Source organism: Microbacterium sp. APC 3901 (assembly GCF_030407765.1).
Lineage (GTDB): Bacteria > Actinomycetota > Actinomycetes > Actinomycetales > Microbacteriaceae > Microbacterium.
The window spans coordinates 139540-155984 of sequence record NZ_JASDCU010000003.1; the positions used below are offsets into that span (position 1 = coordinate 139540).

At 68.1% G+C, this 16445-nt stretch carries 16 protein-coding genes and 1 tRNA gene; 8 read left to right on the forward strand and 9 right to left on the reverse strand.

Translation table 11 applies throughout. The annotated features are described in order from the left end of the window. Positions 1–123: 123 nt before the first annotated feature. On the forward strand, positions 124–1179 hold the full coding sequence (locus QMA07_RS03780) for a YhjD/YihY/BrkB family envelope integrity protein (protein WP_290160127.1): 1056 nt from the start codon (positions 124–126) through the stop codon (positions 1177–1179). Positions 1180–1182: 3 nt separating this feature from the next. Here the strand turns inward: QMA07_RS03780 and QMA07_RS03785 are convergent, their stop codons facing one another. Together QMA07_RS03785 and argS are read right to left on the reverse strand one after the other, a co-directional pair. Next, positions 1183–2043 (reverse strand): DUF2993 domain-containing protein, encoded by an 861-nt coding sequence (locus tag QMA07_RS03785; RefSeq protein ID WP_290160128.1) that lies wholly within the window; start codon positions 2041–2043, stop codon positions 1183–1185. A 39-nt stretch (positions 2044–2082) separates the two neighbouring features. Then, positions 2083–3747, reverse strand: coding sequence for an arginine--tRNA ligase (argS, locus tag QMA07_RS03790; RefSeq protein WP_290160129.1), 1665 nt, complete (start codon positions 3745–3747; stop codon positions 2083–2085). Between the two features lie 70 nt (positions 3748–3817). Here argS and QMA07_RS03795 point away from each other — a divergent pair, with 70 nt between their 5' ends. From QMA07_RS03795 to QMA07_RS03805, 3 genes are all read left to right on the forward strand, one after another. Next, positions 3818–4627: an SGNH/GDSL hydrolase family protein gene (locus tag QMA07_RS03795; RefSeq protein ID WP_290160130.1), complete on the forward strand. Its 810-nt coding sequence runs from the start codon at positions 3818–3820 to the stop codon at positions 4625–4627. A 16-nt stretch (positions 4628–4643) separates the two neighbouring features. Next, positions 4644–4716: transfer RNA gene (locus tag QMA07_RS03800), tRNA-Arg, on the forward strand. A 135-nt stretch (positions 4717–4851) separates the two neighbouring features. Beyond that, positions 4852–6048 carry an AI-2E family transporter gene (locus QMA07_RS03805; protein ID WP_290160131.1) on the forward strand — a complete coding sequence of 399 codons (1197 nt, stop codon included), beginning with the start codon at positions 4852–4854 and terminating at the stop codon, positions 6046–6048. A gap of 14 nt (positions 6049–6062) precedes the next feature. Here the strand turns inward: QMA07_RS03805 and QMA07_RS03810 are convergent, their stop codons facing one another. Together QMA07_RS03810 and QMA07_RS03815 are read right to left on the reverse strand one after the other, a co-directional pair. Continuing rightward, positions 6063–7685 carry a DHA2 family efflux MFS transporter permease subunit gene (locus QMA07_RS03810; protein WP_290160132.1) on the reverse strand — a complete coding sequence of 541 codons (1623 nt, stop codon included), beginning with the start codon at positions 7683–7685 and terminating at the stop codon, positions 6063–6065. Positions 7686–7750: 65 nt separating this feature from the next. Beyond that, a complete protein-coding gene (locus QMA07_RS03815) occupies positions 7751–8161 on the reverse strand; it encodes a hypothetical protein (RefSeq protein WP_290160133.1) in 411 nt (136 codons plus the stop codon). 70 nt (positions 8162–8231) lie between these two features. On the opposite strand from QMA07_RS03815, the gene QMA07_RS03820 reads away from it, so the two are divergent. From QMA07_RS03820 to QMA07_RS03830, 3 genes are read left to right on the forward strand one after another with little or no spacing between them, the layout of a single operon-like run. Further along, entirely contained in the window at positions 8232–8699 is a 468-nt protein-coding gene (locus QMA07_RS03820) for a MarR family transcriptional regulator (protein WP_290160134.1), read from the forward strand. Positions 8700–8724: 25 nt separating this feature from the next. Further along, complete coding sequence (locus tag QMA07_RS03825; RefSeq protein WP_290160135.1) at positions 8725–9147, forward strand: organic hydroperoxide resistance protein; 423 nt, start codon at positions 8725–8727, stop codon at positions 9145–9147. A gap of 44 nt (positions 9148–9191) precedes the next feature. Beyond that, positions 9192–10169: a zinc-binding dehydrogenase gene (locus tag QMA07_RS03830; RefSeq protein ID WP_290160136.1), complete on the forward strand. Its 978-nt coding sequence runs from the start codon at positions 9192–9194 to the stop codon at positions 10167–10169. Positions 10170–10193: 24 nt separating this feature from the next. On the opposite strand, the gene QMA07_RS03835 is transcribed toward QMA07_RS03830, so the two are convergent. The 5 genes from QMA07_RS03835 to QMA07_RS03855 are packed head-to-tail and all read right to left on the reverse strand — an operon-like array spanning position 10194 to position 14251. Further along, complete coding sequence (locus tag QMA07_RS03835) at positions 10194–11270, reverse strand: DNA polymerase IV (protein WP_290160137.1); 1077 nt, start codon at positions 11268–11270, stop codon at positions 10194–10196. 60 nt (positions 11271–11330) lie between these two features. Further along, the gene (locus QMA07_RS03840; RefSeq protein ID WP_290160138.1) at positions 11331–11723 is read right to left on the reverse strand and encodes a DUF1304 domain-containing protein; all 393 of its coding nucleotides are present in this window, start codon (positions 11721–11723) and stop codon (positions 11331–11333) included. Positions 11724–11752: 29 nt separating this feature from the next. Beyond that, positions 11753–12646: a CPBP family intramembrane glutamic endopeptidase gene (locus tag QMA07_RS03845; RefSeq protein WP_290160139.1), complete on the reverse strand. Its 894-nt coding sequence runs from the start codon at positions 12644–12646 to the stop codon at positions 11753–11755. Then, positions 12643–13368, reverse strand: a complete 726-nt coding sequence (gene trmB / locus QMA07_RS03850) for a tRNA (guanosine(46)-N7)-methyltransferase TrmB (RefSeq protein WP_290160140.1) — start codon at positions 13366–13368, stop codon at positions 12643–12645. The genes QMA07_RS03845 and trmB overlap by 4 nt, the downstream gene beginning before the upstream one ends. Before the next feature lie 43 nt (positions 13369–13411). Continuing rightward, entirely contained in the window at positions 13412–14251 is an 840-nt protein-coding gene (locus QMA07_RS03855) for a DUF3097 domain-containing protein (protein WP_290160141.1), read from the reverse strand. 122 nt (positions 14252–14373) lie between these two features. Here QMA07_RS03855 and QMA07_RS03860 point away from each other — a divergent pair, with 122 nt between their 5' ends. After that, a complete protein-coding gene (locus QMA07_RS03860) occupies positions 14374–16422 on the forward strand; it encodes a TPM domain-containing protein (RefSeq protein WP_290160142.1) in 2049 nt (682 codons plus the stop codon). Positions 16423–16445: the final 23 nt, after the last annotated feature.

The window sequence follows — 16445 nt, forward strand, 5'->3', positions numbered from 1 at the left end:
GGGCGGATGCGCGCACTGCGAGGTTGCCCCCGATTCTAGGGCACGGTGCATGCCGCAGCAGTCACGGTGACGCTCGGCGTCAACCCCCTGCAGACACTTCCCCCGACTCGTAAGGTGGTGGAGATGAGCACCGAATCCGCAGCACCCGATGCCCGACGCCCAGGCCTGATCGCGCGCGTCAGCACTGCGGCGATCCGCTGGGCACTGACACGTCGCCCGGTGCGGGCCTTCCTGCTCTACTCCGAGCGCCGGGGCCCCATGCTGGCCGACAGCGTGACGTACCGCGCTCTGTTCAGCGTGTTCGCCGCCGTCCTCCTCGGCTTCTCGATCGCCGCGCTGTGGCTGGCCGGAAACCCCGACGCCTGGGACGCGATCATCTCCGCGGTCCAGGCCGTCGTGCCCGGCCTCATCGGCGACAACGGGGTGGTCGATCCCGATGATCTGAAGGAGCCGATCTCGCTGTCGATCGCCGGCGCCGTCTCGACGGTCGCTCTGATCGGCTCGGCGCTCGGCGCCGTGGGGTCGTTGCGCAGGGCGGTGCGCGTCCTCGCGGGCACCGCACACGCGGATGTGCTGTTCATCTGGGTGCTGCTGCGCAACCTGCTGCTCGCGGCCGGTGTCGCTGTGCTGTTCGTCGCCGCGGCGGCCGTCACCTTCGCCGGCCGGCTCGGAATCACCTGGATCAGCGGATTGCTCGGCATCTCCGAGGATTCGCCGGCAGCGTCCTGGAGCATCCGGATCGTCTCCGTCGTCGTCGTGCTCGTGCTCGACACGGTGCTCATCGCAGGTGTGTTCCGGCTGCTCTCCGGTCTGCGACCATCGAGGCGCTCCCTTTGGATCGGGGCTCTCATCGGCGGCATCGGGCTGCTCGTGCTGCAGGAGCTCTCCGGACTGTTCATCGGCGGCGCTACGAGCAATCCGCTGCTGGCGTCCTTCGCCACCCTGCTCGCGCTGCTGATCTGGCTCAACCTGTCGACTCAGGTCATCTTGATCTCCTGCGCCTACATCGTCACGTCGGAAGAGGAACGGAAAGACCGAGTGCATGCCCGGTTCGGCGCGACGACCTTCCCCCAGCGTCGAGTGCAGCGCGCTGAGGCCGAGGTCGCGCTCGCGACGTCGGAGCTTCGCGCGGCGCAGAAGGCCGAACGGGACGCCCGCCTCGGTTCCGACGACGGCTGAGCGTCACCCGCGCGGGCAGGTGCCCTTCTCGAGCAGGCTCTCGTCGGTCGCGATGGCACCGTCGACGTCGACGTCGATCACCGCCTCTGTTCCATCGATCTCGAGGTCGGTGAGTGCGATGCCGGCGGGCAGCTGATCGGCGATGCAGATGCGCTGCGTCTCGGTGAGCCGGTCCCCCAGCGCCCCGAGGGTCGAGCCGACCTGATCCGCGTCGACCTCGAGACCGCCGATCGTCAACCCGACAGGCGTCAGTTCGACATCGCCCTCTGCAACGCCGGGAGTGACGGTGAGGGAGACCGGGATCGCGAGGCCCAGCACGCTGACGGAGCCGGCGACCGTCGCGTTCGGCGCCTCGAGAGTGACAGTGTCGATCGGCAGATCGGTGTTCGACAGCAGAGCCGTGAACTGCGATTCGTCGATGCGGATGGTGCCTGACGCGTCGCGCAGATCGCCGCCGCGCAGCGGGACACCGGTGGCAGTGACGTCGACGGCGCCGGTGATCCCTTCGAGAGTCACGGAATCAGTGGAGAGGTGCAGGCGGTCGAGCGTTCCACCGATCAGCTGAGGCAGCAGGATGCCGTCGGCCTCGACGGCGAGCTCCTGGTCGGCGGGAAGGTCGAGCTGCTCGATCACGATCCCCCGCACTGTGCCGGGCAGGACCGCCCGCGCGATGAACTCCGCCGCGACGACGAGAGCGCCCACCACCACCACGAGGATCAGCAGCACCCACGGCCAGCGCTTGCGCGTGCGTGCGGATGACGCGACACCGTCGGCAGACGAGCCGTCCTTCCCGCCGGGGATCACGAGCGTCGGGTGCTCGGAATCCGCAGCGGGGTATGGAAGGGTGTGGTTGTCGTCGCTCATGCTGCCATCCTGCCCTACGGCACCGGACGGCAGCAGGAGTCACATGCGCTCGGGAGCGGACACGCCGAGCAGGTCGAGCCCGTTGCGGAACACCTGCCCTGCGGCGTCGTTCAGCCACAGACGCGTGCGGTGCACCGTCTCTACAGGGTCGTCGCCCTGCGGGATGACACGGCAGTTGTCGTACCAGCGGTGGTACAACCCCGCGAGCTCCTCGAGATAGCGCGCCACACGGTGCGGCTCGCGCACCTCGGCGGCGAACGCCACGATGCGAGGGAACTCCTGCAGAGCGCCGAGCAGCGCGCTCTCGGTCTCGTGCGTGAGCGTCTCGGGTGCGAACTCCGAACGATCCACCCCGGAGTCGGCGGCGTTGCGCGCGACGTTGTGCGTGCGGGCGTGCGCGTACTGGACGTAGAACACCGGGTTGTCGTTCGTGCGCTTCTGCAGCAGCTCGGGGTCGAGCGCGAGAGGCGAATCGGCAGGCGAGCGCTCGAGCGAATAGCGCAGTGCGTCAGTGCCGAGCCATTCGCGCAGATCATCCATCTCGATGATGTTCCCGGCGCGCTTGCTGAGCCGTGCTCCGCCCACCGACACGAGCTGCCCGATCAGCACCTCGACGTTCTTCTCTGGGTCCTCCCCCGCCGCGCCCGCGATCGCCTTGAGACGATGCACGTACCCGTGGTGGTCGGCACCCAGCAGATACAGCTTGTACTCGAATCCCCGGTCGCCCTTGTTGAGGTAGTACGCGGCGTCGGCGGCGAAGTAGGTGTACTCGCCGTTGGAGCGACGGATCACACGATCCTTGTCATCTCCGAAGTCGGTCGTGCGCACCCACACCGCGCCCTCGTCGTCGAACACGTGGCCCTGCTCGCGAAGGCGGTCGACGGCGCGGTCGACGAAGCTGATCCCCTCGTCGTCTTTCGCGTGCAGTGTGCGCTCCGAGAACCACACGTCGAAGTCGACGTTGAACTTCGAGAGCGAGAGCTTCTGCTCGTCGAGCTGGAACCCGTAGGCGAGTTCACGAGTGACGACCACCTGCTCGTCGTCGGGAAGATCGAGCAGGTCGGGCCGCGCTGCGAGGACACGCGCCGCCAGGTCGCCGATGTAGCTGCCGGCGTACCCGCCCTCGGGGGTGGGCTCGCCCTTGACGGCGGCCAGCACCGAGTTCGCGAAGCGCTCCATCTGCACGCCGGCGTCGTTGATGTAGTACTCCCTGGCGACCTGCGCTCCGGAGGCCGCCAGCACACGGGCGATCGCGTCGCCGAGCGCTGCCCAGCGGGTATGGCCGATGTGGAGCGGTCCGGTCGGATTCGCACTCACGAACTCGATGTTGATCGAATGCCCGGCCTGGGTGTCGTTGTGCCCGTACTCGGCGCCCGCCTCGACGATCACCTTCGCCAGGGCACCGGCGGCAGCCGCATCGAGGCGGATGTTGATGAACCCGGGACCCGCGACCTCGGCGCTCTGCACGCCGGCGACCTGCGCGAGTCCGTCGGCGATCTGCTGCGCGAGCTCACGCGGATTCGTGCCGAACGGCTTCGCCAGGCGCATCGCGATGTTCGAGGCCCAGTCACCGTGGTCGCGGTTGCGAGGGCGCTCGAAGACGATGTCCGAGGCGGTGAGCGCGAGCGGCTCGCCAGGACGTCGTTGCTCGGCGATCGGTGCGAGGACGGCGAGGAGGGCTGTGGCGAGCGTTTCAGGATTCATAGGCCTCCCAGTTTACGGCGCGTCACGCGCCCGAATTTGCGGGGGCGGGATCGTGATCTACAGTCATGCCATGAAGGCCGCACCCGCCCGTCGTCGACTGCCCGTCGCAGCCCTCGCCGTCGCCGTGATCCTGGCGCTCGCCGCTGTCGTCCTCGGCGTCTGGCGCCCGTGGGTTCCGGTGCCGTCCTCGACTCCCGTCGGTGCCGCGGCAGGTGAGCAGGAGGCGGTCGAGATCGCGCCTGCTCCGCTTCTCCTTCCCGAGCATCCGACCGTTCTCGTCTTCGGCGACTCCTGGACCTACGGCTCGGCCGCGACCGACCCGACCCTCGGCTACGCGTATCGGCTCGCCGACCTGATCGACGGCGCGACGATCGTGGACGGCGTCCGCGGCAGCGGCTATCTCAAGCCCGGACTCGACGGCCCCGCCTTCGGCGAGCGCATCGCCACTCTCGATCCCGCGCTCGCCCCCGACCTGATCGTCCTGCAGGGGTCGATCAACGACCGGGCCCAGGGCGAGGCCGGGTACAGAGAAGCCGTCACCGCCGCCTGGGACGCGATGGCGGCGAAGTACCCGGAGGCGACGATCGTCATCCTCGGCCCCGCACCGCACGAGCTGCCTGTGGGTGCCGAGACCGCTCGCATCGACGCCGATCTCGCCGAACTCGCCGCGGCTCGCAGCTGGTGGTACATCTCCCCCATCGCGCAGGCGTGGATCACCGACCAGAACTATCTGTCGGTCATCGACGTCGAGGTGGGCCGCAAGCATCCGTCGACCGACGGCCACCGCTACCTCGCCGAGAAGCTGGCCACCGCCCTCGGCGAACTGGGCGACGCGCCGGTCACCGAGGCCGGTGAGTCGGAGACCACTCCCGAGCAGTGATATTGTCGACCGGTACGCCTCCGTAGCTCAGTGGATAGAGCGCCGGTTTCCGGTACCGTAGGTCGCAGGTTCGACTCCTGTCGGGGGCACACACAGGTTCTTGTCGGAACGAATGTCAAGTCGTCCGCAGAATTCCGCATCGCGAAGAGCCGCCTGTTTTCAGGCGGCTCTTCGCGTTGATCTGCCGTGTCCGGGAGCAGCACCCACCGCCTATGATTCGTGAGATGTTGCGCAATCGTCGGCCGAAGGACAACGACGGCCCCACACGCACCTCTCCCGCTCCGGATTCCGCGACGGTCGGAGGGCTCTCCCCCAGCCTGCGCGTTCTCCTGACGCTCGCGGCCGCAACGGTCGCTCTCGCCGGGGTGTACTTCCTCCGTGCGGTGTTCGGGCCCGTCGCACTCGCGATCGTGATCGTGATCATCTGCGAGCCCCTGCGCCGCCCGCTCGATCGCCGAGGTTGGCCCCGGTGGGCGAGCACCACGGCAGTCATCGCTCTCGCCTATCTGATTCTCGTGGCCATGGGGGCACTGCTGTGGCTCGCAGGCACGCAGTTCGCTCGGCTGATCACCGACCTCGTCTCCGAGGGTGGTCTGAACCGAGCCGCAGATCAGCTCGTCTCGACTCTGCAGTCGCTCGGACTGGACGCGGAAGCCTCGGATGCCGCCGCCTCGGTGCTCGATCCGGAGACATTGCTCGGGCTCGTTCGCAGCGTCGGCGGCACGGTGCTCAGCGTCGCGACCGCGCTGTTCTTCGTCTGCGCGTACATCATCTTCATGGCCGTCGATGCCGCCCGCTACCGTCAGGCCCCCGCGCTCTTCGCAGCGACCGAGGGAGCGACGATCGAGCGCATCGTGCGACTCAACTCCGGCATCCGGAGGTACTACGTCGTGAACGCCACGTTCGGCGCCATCGTCGCGGTCATCGACGGGCTCGCGCTGTGGTGGATGGGGATCCCCGTTCCGATCGTCTGGGCGATCCTCGCGTTCGTCACGAACTTCATCCCGAACATCGGGTTCATCCTCGGGCTCGTGCCGCCGGCGATCCTCGCGTTCGTCGTCGGCGACTGGCCTTTGCTCCTCGCCGTCGTCGCGGTCTACTGCGTGGTCAACGTCGTGCTGCAGGTCCTCGTGCAGCCCAAGTTCGTCAGCGACGCGGTCGACCTCAGCCTCACACTGAGCTTCCTCTCGGTGATCTTCTGGACGTTCATCATCGGACCGCTCGGGGCGATCCTGTCGATTCCGCTCACCCTGCTCGTGCGCTCTCTGGTGCTCGAGGGCGACCCGAGCACGACATGGCTTCGATGGCTCTCCGGCGACCGCACCGCGATTCCTCCAGAGGTGCGCCCCGCGGAGGCAAGACCCGGAACGCGCCCCCGTCGTCGCCGTGCCGCACGTGACGATCGAGCAGCGGACCGCTAAGCGCGGGGACTCCCTCAGTCGGACGCACCGCTCCGCGGCGCTTCAGAGCCCTCGTCTCGGCGTGGCTTCGCACCCGCACCGGCGCCGAGCGAGATCGTCGAGAGCAGACCCAGCGACAAGAACCCTGCCGCGGTCCACGCGGCGAATCGCGTGCCGTCGGAGAAAGCAGCCTTCGCGTCGTCTGCGATCCCGGCGGTCTCGGGCTGCGCCTCCAGCCCGCTGATGGCCCCGCCCGCGCTGTCGACGACGGACGACACGATCTGATCGCGCTGCTCGATCGGAAGCCCCCGTGCGTCGAGCGACGATGAGAGGATCCCGGCCGTGCTCGTGAACAGCACCGTGCCGAGGATCGCGACTCCCAGTGCTGCTCCGAGCTGCCGGGAGGTCGATTGCGTCCCCGACGCCGCGCCGCTGTCGTCGACCGGCACGTCGGCGAGCACGACACCCGTCAGCTGAGCTGTGGCGAGGCCCACACCGAGTCCGTAGACGAACAGGAACGGGATGAGGGGCACCCACGAGGCGTCGGGTGCGATGACGAAGCCGACGCCCGCGACTCCGACGATCTCGGCGAGGAGGCCTGCGCGCACGACCCAGACCGGAGCGATCTTGCCGCTCGCCGCGCCTGCAGCACCGCTGGCGACGAACGACCCGCCCGCCAGCGCGAGCAGCAGCAGGCCCGTCTGGAGCGCATCGAAGCCCAGGACGAACTGCAGCCACAGCGGCAGTGCGAGGATGATGCCGAACTCGCCCAGCGAGACCACTGTGGCAGCGATGTTGCCGTTGCGGAAGGACGGGATGGAGAACAGTCGCAGAGCCAGAAGGGTCGACCGTCCGTGGCGTTCCCGGTGCACGCCCCAGGCGATGAAGGCGACGAGCCCCGCGACGGCCACCGCGAAGGCGAACGGGATCGGAGACACATCCAGCGGCCAGGTCCAGTCACCGATCTGCGGGCGCTGGTCGACGAGCCACCACCCGTAGGTGCGCCCCTCGATCAGACCGAACACGAGACTGGCCATCGTGATCACCGAGAGGATCGCCCCGACGACGTCGATCTTCGACGTCCGATCGCTGCGCGATTCGGCCACCGTGAGCAGCACCCCGATGACGATGATGATCCCCAGCGGGATGTTGATCCCGAAAGCCCAGCGCCAGGAGAACTCGGTCGTGAGCCATCCCCCCAGCAGCGGACCCACGGCCGCCATGCCACCGATCGTCGAGCCCCACACCGCGAAGGCGATGCCACGCTCGCGGCCGCGGAAGGTCGCGTTGATGATCGAGAGAGTGGTCGGGAGGATCATCGATCCTCCGACTCCCTGCGCGAGACGGGCGAGGATCAGCATCCCGCCGTCGGGTGCGAACGCGGCGAGCACCGAGGATGCCGCGAAGACGACGACGCCGACGATCATCACCCGCCGTCGTCCGAGGCGATCCGCCAGGCTGCCGAACACCAGGAGCAGAGCGGCGAACACCAGCGTGTACGCCTCCTGCACCCACTGCACCTCGGTGGAGGTGATGCCCAGGTCGTCGACGATCGCCGGGATCGCCACATTCACGATCGTCGAATCGACGATGATCAGCGACACGGCGATGCTGATGAAGACCAAGCCCACCCAGCGCAGGCGAATGTAGCGTTCCATGACTACTAGCCTAGCTAGCAATTAGACAGGTGTCACGATATCTGCGTGCCGACGGCGAGCGAGTATCAGCCTGCCTGCGACTCGCGGCTCGGAGGATCGATGATCCGCCGAACACCGCCCCTTGCGAGCATGAGCACGATGATGAGTGCGGTCACCTGCAAGAACCCACCCAGATACACGGCGTCGCCGAAGACCCACGCCACGATCTCGAGCACGAGGAACTTGCTGCCAGGAAGGACGAAGAGCAATGCGGCGACGTTCAGCACTCTGATCCCGTGGCTGCGCGTGCCGCGGATGCGCGCCACGATGCGCTTCTTCACGAAGAGCACTCCCTCGAGCACGACCTTGAGCAGTACCGCTGTCAGCAGTGCGAGAAGGAACGACTCGGAGATGACCTCGGGGAACAGCTGGATGAAGACGCCGAGCACCACGAGGTAGACGAAGATGTCGACGAGGTCGACGGGACGGAGCCGCACGGCCTCATCGTAGCGAGGGTTCGATCGAACTTAGATTGTGCACAACTTAATCGTGTGCAATGCTTGTGGAATGCCCGTGACCGATGAGATGGTGTGCTTCTCGCTGTATTCCGCCGCACGAGCGACGACGCAGGCCTATCGAGCGCTCCTCGCACCCTGGGGTCTCACCTACCCGCAGTACCTGGTTCTCGCGATCCTCTGGATGGAGGGCGAGCAGACGATCGGATCGCTGGGCGACGCGATGCAGCTCGATTCGGGCACCCTCTCCCCCCTCGTCCGTCGCCTCGAGCAGGCGGGGTACGTGATCCGAGCCCGCAGCTCGGCCGACGAGCGGGTCGTCACGGTGGGGCTGACCGAGGCGGGCACGGCACTGCGCACCGAGGTCGCGCCGGTCCACACCACGATCGCAGCCCTCGCCGGAATGCAGGACGACGACCAGCGTCACCGTCTGATCGCCGAGCTGCAGGAGCTCACCGAGCGGCTGCAGAAGACAGGGGCCACCCCCGCGCCCCTCACGCGCACACCACGTGCCGACTGACCACAACCCGGAAGGAATCCACACCATGGACGCTCTCTACACCGCTGAGGCACTCGCCACGGGAGCCGGACGCGCCGGCCGCGTCGCCACGAGCGAAGGCAACCTCGAGCTCGACCTCGCCATCCCGAAGGAGATGGGCGGCAGCGGCGACGGGGCGAACCCCGAGCAGCTGTTCGCCGCCGGGTACGCCGCGTGCTTCCACTCGGCTCTGCAGTCGGTCGCCCGCACGCAGAAGGTCAAGATCACCGACTCGTCGGTCGGCGCACGCGTGCAGATCGGATCCAACGGAGAGGGAGGTTTCGGACTCGCCGTGCAGCTCGAGGTCGTCATCCCCGACCTCCCCCACGAGCAGGCTCAGGCCCTCGCGGACGCCGCCCACAAGGTGTGCCCCTACTCCAACGCGACCCGCGGCAACATCGACGTCGAGATCACCGTCACCGACGACTGATCCGCCCCGTACATCCCCCACGATCCATCCCACGAGGAGACACAATGCGCGCACTCACCCATGACATCTTCGGCGATCCCGAACAGGTTCTGACCGTCACCGAACGCCCCACGCCCGAGCCCGGCCCTGGTCAGGTGCGGCTGAAGATCGTACTGTCGCCGATCCACAACCACGACCTCTGGACCATCCGGGGCACCTACGGCTTCAAGCCCGAGCTGCCCGCGGCATCCGGCACCGAGGCTCTCGGCATCGTCGACGCTCTCGGTGAGGGCGTCGACAGCCTGACCGTCGGCCAGCGCGTCGCGACGGGCGGCACGTTCGGCGCCTGGGCGGAGTACGTGGTCGCGAACGCCGCGGGGCTCATCCCGGTTCCCGAGTCGCTCAGCGACGAGAGCGCGGCGCAGCTCGTCTCGATGCCGTTCAGCACCATCAGCCTGCTGCAGTTCCTGGGGGCGGAGAAGGGTGACTGGATCGTCCAGAACGCGGCGAACGGTGCAGTCGGGCGCATGCTCGCCCAGCTCGGCGCCGCCCGTGGCGTGAACGTCATCGGCCTCGTGCGTCGCTCCGCCGGTGTCGAAGAACTCCGCGAACAGGGCATCGAGAACGTGGTCTCGACCGACGACGACGGCTGGCGTCAGCAGATCGCCGAGATCACCGGCGGCGCGCACATCGCCTACGGCATCGACTCTGTCGGCGGTTCGTCGGCGGGTGACGTGCTGTCGCTCCTCGGCGAGGGCGGAACCCTCGTCGCGTTCGGCGCCATGAACTCCCCCACGATGGAGATCGCGTCCGGCGACGTCATCTTCAAGCAGGCCACCGTCAAGGGCTTCTGGGGCAGCAAGGTCATCCAGACCATGGATGCCGCCACGCGCGGCGCCCTGTTCGGCGAGCTCATCCAGCGTGTCAGCGACGGCACCCTGACGCTGCCGGTGGCCGGCGTCTTCGACGCCGCGGACGCGGCGGACGCTGTGCGTGCGAGCAACACCGCGGGACGCGTCGGCAAGGTCCTCCTGAAGTTCTGAACTCCCGGTGTGTGACCACCCCCGTCAGATTCGACCTCTGACGGGGGTGCGCTCCGTCCGGCCGCCACCGCGCGGCATCGCCATCTCGGCGCGCACACCGAGAAGTCGCACTTCACGGTCGCGATCGAGCGTGGCGCCGAGTGCGAGAGCTGCATCGACGACGTCTGAGCGCTCGGTCGTCGGCTCTGGCAACTTGCGACCGAAGGTCTTCGTCTCGAACGGTGCGTACCGCACCTTGAGGTGCACGCGGACCACCGGGCGCCCCTCGGCGGCGCAGTCGTCGAAGGCCTGACCTGCGAGTTCCGTCAGCGCCGACCGCACCTCCGAGGCCGTCGTGAGGTTCTGCTGAAACGTCGTCTCCCGGCTGTGGCTGCGCGCCACCCAGGGGGTGCTGTCGACCGCACTCGGTCCGAGACCCGACCCGAGGTCGCGGTACCACACACCCATTCGCGGCCCGAACTCCGCGACGAGCTGATCCTGGTCCGCCTCGGCGAGCTCCCGAACGGTCGCGATGCCGTGCGTGGCGAGCCTCTTCTGCACCTTCGGACCGACTCCCCACAGCTCGCGCGTGGGCCTGTCCCCCATCACCTCGAACCAGTTCTCGGCGGTGAGTCGGAACATGCCGCGAGGCTTGCCGAACTCGGTCGCGATCTTGGCACGCACCTTGTTGTCGCCGATGCCGACGGAGCAGTGCAGTCCGGTCGACTCGAGAACTGCGGTCTGAGCAATGCTCGCGACCCGCTCGGGGTCATCCGTCGTGACGCCGAGGAAGCACTCGTCCCAGCCGATGACCTCGAGCACCACCCCCGGCAGCGCGCGCAGCGTCGACATCACCTCGGTCGACGCCGACTCGTAGGCGTCGTGGTCGACCGGCAGGAAGACCGCATCGTCGGGCGCCTTGCGTGCCGCCACTTTCAACGGCATCCCCGATCCGATGCCGAACTCGCGCGCCTCGTACGAGGCCGTCGAGACGACCGCTCGCTCCGTCGGGTCCCCCCTGCCGCCGACGATCACGGGAAGTCCCGCGAGCTCGGGCCTGCGCAGCACCTCGACGGAAGCGATGAACTGGTCCATGTCCACGTGCAGAACCCAGTCGCTCATGCATCGAGTGTGGCCCGTGCACCCCGCGAAGTCACCCCTCGAACAGGATCAGCGCGGAAGTCAGCCGAGCGAGACACCGATCGCCGTCGCGATGACGGCGAGCAGCGGCAGTGTGCCCTGCATCGCGGCCGCACGCAGCTTGGTGCCGTCTGACAGCACCAGCACCAGCGCTGCGGCGAGCATCATTCCCGTGCCGGCGAAGACCAGCGTGAGTCCGACCGTCGTGAGTCCGATGATCACGAAACCGACACCGAGCAGCGCGGTGAGAGCCAGGAACAGGTTGTAGAAGCCCTGATTGAAAGCGAGGGCCTTCATGGTGACGGCATCCGCTTCGCTGGCGACGCCGAAGATCTTCCTCGTCTCGGGTTCGGTCCACTTGAGCGATTCGAGCGCGAAGATGAAGACGTGGAACGCGGCAGCGGCCGCGGCGAGGACGAGTCCGACGATGAGCATGACTCGATCGTATCGAGCCTCGCGCGCTGTCAGATCAGGAAGATCGGCAGCAGCCCCGGGTTGTGCGCATGCACGAGCACGGCGAAGACGACCGCATCGAACAGCAGATGCACGGTGACGACATAGGCGAGCGAGTGCGTGCGCACGAAGATGAACCCCTGCAGGAGGGCGAACGGGATCGTCAGCAGGGGGCCCCACTCGCGGTAGCCGAGCTCCCACAGGAACGACACGAACACGATCGCCTGCAGGACGTTGGCGAGGACATCGGGAAAGTGGCGGCGTAGCAGCGCGAAGACGGTGCAGATGAAGAAGAGCTCATCCCAGATGCCGACGGCTCCCACCCCGACGAAGAGTCGCGCGATGAGGTCCGGGGAATCGACGACCGGCCAGTTCTGATAGACGCCGCTGGTGATGAAGTAGAACGGCAGGATCAGCCATCCGAGCACCAGGACCGCGACGAGCCACCCCCACTGCAGCCGCCCCCATCGCTGCCCTGTTCGCCAGGGGAAGCTGATCGCGCGGTCACGGAAGAGGAAGCGGGAGACGACGTACGGCACGACGACGGCGCCACCGAGTGCGAGGGTGAACCGCAGCATGGCGAGGTTGTCGAGTTCGGCCGCCAGCGGGATGACGCTCACGATGAGCATGCCGAGGGCGATCAGCGAGAGGTCCCGGGTGAGCGAGGGCTGACGGCTCACTCCGATCACGCGAGCGCTCTCACGCCGCCCGCCGACACTCACCGTCTGATCCGTCGACGACGGCAGGCGCCGTTCGACGAGCCAGGCTGCGCCGACGCCGAGCGCGATCAGCACCCAGCCCAGCCACGCGATCTGCGCCACGAAGAATGCCGGTGCGGCAAGGCACACGAGCAGCGCGGGCACGACGGCGGGCCAGGTCGTCGACGTGCGCTGAGCGTCGATCACGCGCGCGACTTCCGCCGATACACGAGATCGCGGATGTCGCGTCCCTTGGCGATGCCCTTGCGCTCGAAGGCCGTCATGACTCTTCCGTCGAATCGTTCCGCCCATTCGCCGTCGAACGCGCGCTCGAACAACGGCTCGGCGTCCAACACCTCGCGCATCTGCAGGGCGTAGTCCTCCCAGTCGGTCGCGAGTCGGAGGAGACCTCCGTCGCGAAGCGCGCGGGCGGCGGTGTCGCCGAACCCCTGGCGGACGAGCCGGCGCTTGGTGTGCTTCTTCTTATGCCATGGGTCGGGGAAGAAGATCCAGACCTCCGCCGCGGCTGCCTCGGGCAGGTACGACGAGAGCACCTCCGGCGCATTCGCCTCGACCACACGAACGTTGCGAGCGCCCTCGCGGTCGGCATCGAGCATCGTCCTGGCGAGCCCGGCGCGGAAGACCTCGACGGCGAGGAAGTCATCACCGGGGCGCGACGACGCGGCGGCGACGATCGCATGCCCCTGCCCGGAGCCGATCTCGACGTACAGATCGGCCGTCCGCCCGTATTCGGCGGTCGGGTCGAGCCTCGCTTCAGGGTGCACCGAGGTCCAGGCGACATCGCGAGGGACGTCGAGAAGGTAGTGCGGTCCGAGCTCTTCGAAAGCGCGCTCCTGGGCGTCGGACATGCGGCCGCTGCGGCGCACGAAGGAGACCGGTTCGTCGCGGAAGGTGCGGGGTTCGGGCATGGTTCCAGGGTAGTCGGCGCCGATCAGCGGCACAGACCGCGGATCAGTGCGCAGGGGCGGTCACGAAGTCGATCAGCTCTTCGACCCGCCCGAGGAGCGCGGGTTCGAGGTCACGATACGTGTGCACCTTCGACAGGATGTGCTGCCAGGCCCGGCCGGTGTCGCCCTGCGTCTCGTAGGGCCAGCCGAACGCGCGACAGATTCCCGTCTTCCAGTCCGTCCCTCGAGGGATCTCGGGCCACTTCGCGATGCCCATGGCGCGAGGGGTGACGCACTGCCAGACATCGACGAAGGGATGGCCGACGATGCGTACGTGCTTTCCATGCGGCCCGCGGGCGACCGCATCGGCGACGCGCGACTCCTTCGACCCCGGCACGAGATGGTCGACGAGCACCCCGTAGCGGCGTGACGCGCTGGGCGGCTCTGCAGCGAGCAGCTCATCGAGCAGATCGACGCCCTGCAGGAACTCGACGACCACACCCTCCACTCGCAGGTCTGCGCCCCACACCTTCTCGACGAGCTCGGCGTCGTGCTTGCCCTCCACCAGGATGCGGCTGGGCAGTGCGACCCTGGCTCGCTGGTCGGCGGACACGAAGGATCCGGATGCCGTTCGCCGGAGTCCCTGCTCCTTCGCGGCGGGGACTGTGAGGCGCACAGGCGATCCGTCGATCAGGAACCCGCCGCCCAGGGGGAAGAGGCGCTTGCGCCCGACTCGATCTTCGAGTTCGACGTTGCCGCCCTGCACCCGCGTGACCGCTCCGCAGAATCCGTCCTGTGCGACCTCGACGACGAGATCGAGCTCTGCAGGAACCTGCGGCACCGGCCTCGCCGCGCGCTCCCGCCAGCCGGCCGCGAGCACATCCGATCCATACCTGTCGTCCATGCCATCCAGCGTATGTGTCTCCGCTGAGGGCGAACGGCTATCCCCGCTCGGAAGCTGTCGCGTGTCGGTCTCAGTGCATAGACTCGTGCCATGGGGCTCGGCTGCCGGTCGGAGGGAACACGATGAAGACACGGTGGCTCGCGCTGGCCGCGCTGACCGCGGCAGCGGCCGCAGGGGCGTTCTCCGCCTCGGCCGCGTCTGCGACCGATCCGGTCACTCTCGACTCGGGGTACGTGACCGACGACGCTGACGTCCTCAGCGCGAGCGAAGAGGATGCTGTCGAGGCTCGACTCCAGACGCTCAGCGACAACTCCTCCTCCGACCTCTTCGTCGTCCTCGTCGACGACTTCACCTCGCCGTCCGACAACGTCGCCTGGGCCGACACCGTCGCAGAGAGCAACAACCTCGGCTCCGAGCAGTATCTTCTCGCGATCGCGGTGGACGGACGCAGTTACTACATCTCGGCCGCCCCCGACGGTCCGCTCAGCGACAGCAAGCTCGACGATGTGGAGGACAAGATCCAGGGCCTGGCGGCACAGGAGGACTGGGAGGGCATGATCGTCCTCGCTGCCGACGAGATCGAGGGTGACGGCGGGGCGGGCGCTCTGCGAGCCACCTTGATCGTGGTCGCCGTCATCGCACTCGGCCTGGTCGTGTGGCTCGTCATCGCGCTCGTCCGCCGCTCCCGGAGGAACGCCGAGATACGCAGGCGCGGGGCCATGCCGGAGAAGCCCGATCCGAACGATCCGTTCTCGACTCTGACCGACGAGCAGGTGCAGACACAGGCAGGTGCCGCCCTCGTGCAGGCCGACGATGCGATCACCTCGAGCCGGGAGGAGCTCGGCTTCGCCGTCGCGCAGTTCGGCGAAGCGGCCACCTCGGCGTTCACCGGCGCAGTCGAGACCGCCAAGGCCAAGATGTCGGAGGCGTTCGATCTCAAACAGAAGCTCGACGACGAGATCGAGGACACCGTCCACGATCGTCGCGCGTGGCACATCCGCATCATCCAGATCTGTGACGAGATCGACGATGTTCTCGACGAGAACACCGAGGCGTTCGACGCCCTTCGCAAGCTCGAGCAGAACGCCCCGCAGGAGCTCGAGCGCGTCAAGGGCGAACGGGCAGCGCTCGCACCTGTCCTCGCCGGCGCGGCTTCCGCTCTTTCGGCTCTCGCCGACACCTACGACCCCACGGCTCTGTCGACCGTGGCGGACAACCCGGCGCAGGCCCAGGAGCGCGCGCTGCTCGCAGACCGTTCGATCGAGGCCGCAGCACAGGCGATCGCCGCGGGAAGATCAGGCGAGGCCGCCTTCGCGATCCGCACGGCTGAGCAGTCCGTCGCACAGGCGGCTCAGCTGGTTCAGGCGATCACCGCGCTCGGCTCCGAGCTGACGGACATCGAAGCGCAGGCGCAGGCCCTGGTGACCGAGCTGCAGGCAGACATCGCCGCCGCGCAGCAGCTGCCAGACCCTGACGGAGCGATCGCCTCGGTCGCCACGGCGACCGTCCGCCAGCTGCAGCTGGCCCAGACCGGCCTCGCCGGAGCCTCACGCAATCCCCGGCGGGTGCTCGACGCCCTCACGGCCGCGAACACGCAGATCGATGCCGCGATCGCCCAGGGCACGCAGGCCGCGGAGCGTACCCGCCGAGCGCAGCAGATGCTCGAGCAGACGCTGACCCAGGCCGGTTCCGAGATCCGCGCGACCCGTGAGTACATCGAGACGCGCCGCGGCACGGTCGGGTCGACCGCACGCACGCGGCTGTCGCAGGCCGAGGCCTCCCTCACCCAGGCACTGAACCTGCGCGCGACCGACCCCGTGGCGGCGCTCACCGAAGCCGGTCGCTCGCTCGATCTCGTCCGTCAAGCCACGTCATCCGCGCAGGCCGACGTCGAGGCGATGAATCCGAGCCGATACCAGAACGACAGCTGGGGCGGCGGAGGTGGCAGCATCTTCGGCGGATCCGGTTCCGGCGGCTCCGGCCTCGGCGGCGACATCCTCGGCGGCATCATCGGCGGCCTGCTCTCCGGTGGTGGAGGCGGCGGTGGCTCCTCCCGCAGCAGCAGCTGGCGCTCCAGCGGAGGCGGCGGATTCCGCAGCTCCGGTTTCGGCGGAGGCGGCGGCAGCCGCTCCAGCGGACGCAGCGGCCGTTCGGGAGGGCGACGCTTCTGAACCGCACACACATCGACCCCAGA

Coding starts and splice junctions, on each gene's coding strand:
- QMA07_RS03780 (WP_290160127.1), top strand. CDS start 124: ATGAGCACCGAATCCGCAGCACCCGATGCCCGACGCCCAGGCCTGATC.
- QMA07_RS03785 (WP_290160128.1), bottom strand. CDS start 2,043: ATGAGCGACGACAACCACACCCTTCCATACCCCGCTGCGGATTCCGAG.
- argS (WP_290160129.1), bottom strand. CDS start 3,747: ATGAATCCTGAAACGCTCGCCACAGCCCTCCTCGCCGTCCTCGCACCG.
- QMA07_RS03795 (WP_290160130.1), top strand. CDS start 3,818: ATGAAGGCCGCACCCGCCCGTCGTCGACTGCCCGTCGCAGCCCTCGCC.
- QMA07_RS03805 (WP_290160131.1), top strand. CDS start 4,852: ATGTTGCGCAATCGTCGGCCGAAGGACAACGACGGCCCCACACGCACC.
- QMA07_RS03810 (WP_290160132.1), bottom strand. CDS start 7,685: ATGGAACGCTACATTCGCCTGCGCTGGGTGGGCTTGGTCTTCATCAGC.
- QMA07_RS03820 (WP_290160134.1), top strand. CDS start 8,232: ATGCCCGTGACCGATGAGATGGTGTGCTTCTCGCTGTATTCCGCCGCA.
- QMA07_RS03825 (WP_290160135.1), top strand. CDS start 8,725: ATGGACGCTCTCTACACCGCTGAGGCACTCGCCACGGGAGCCGGACGC.
- QMA07_RS03830 (WP_290160136.1), top strand. CDS start 9,192: ATGCGCGCACTCACCCATGACATCTTCGGCGATCCCGAACAGGTTCTG.
- QMA07_RS03835 (WP_290160137.1), bottom strand. CDS start 11,270: ATGAGCGACTGGGTTCTGCACGTGGACATGGACCAGTTCATCGCTTCC.
- QMA07_RS03840 (WP_290160138.1), bottom strand. CDS start 11,723: ATGCTCATCGTCGGACTCGTCCTCGCCGCGGCCGCTGCCGCGTTCCAC.
- trmB (WP_290160140.1), bottom strand. CDS start 13,368: ATGCCCGAACCCCGCACCTTCCGCGACGAACCGGTCTCCTTCGTGCGC.
- QMA07_RS03855 (WP_290160141.1), bottom strand. CDS start 14,251: ATGGACGACAGGTATGGATCGGATGTGCTCGCGGCCGGCTGGCGGGAG.
- QMA07_RS03860 (WP_290160142.1), top strand. CDS start 14,374: ATGAAGACACGGTGGCTCGCGCTGGCCGCGCTGACCGCGGCAGCGGCC.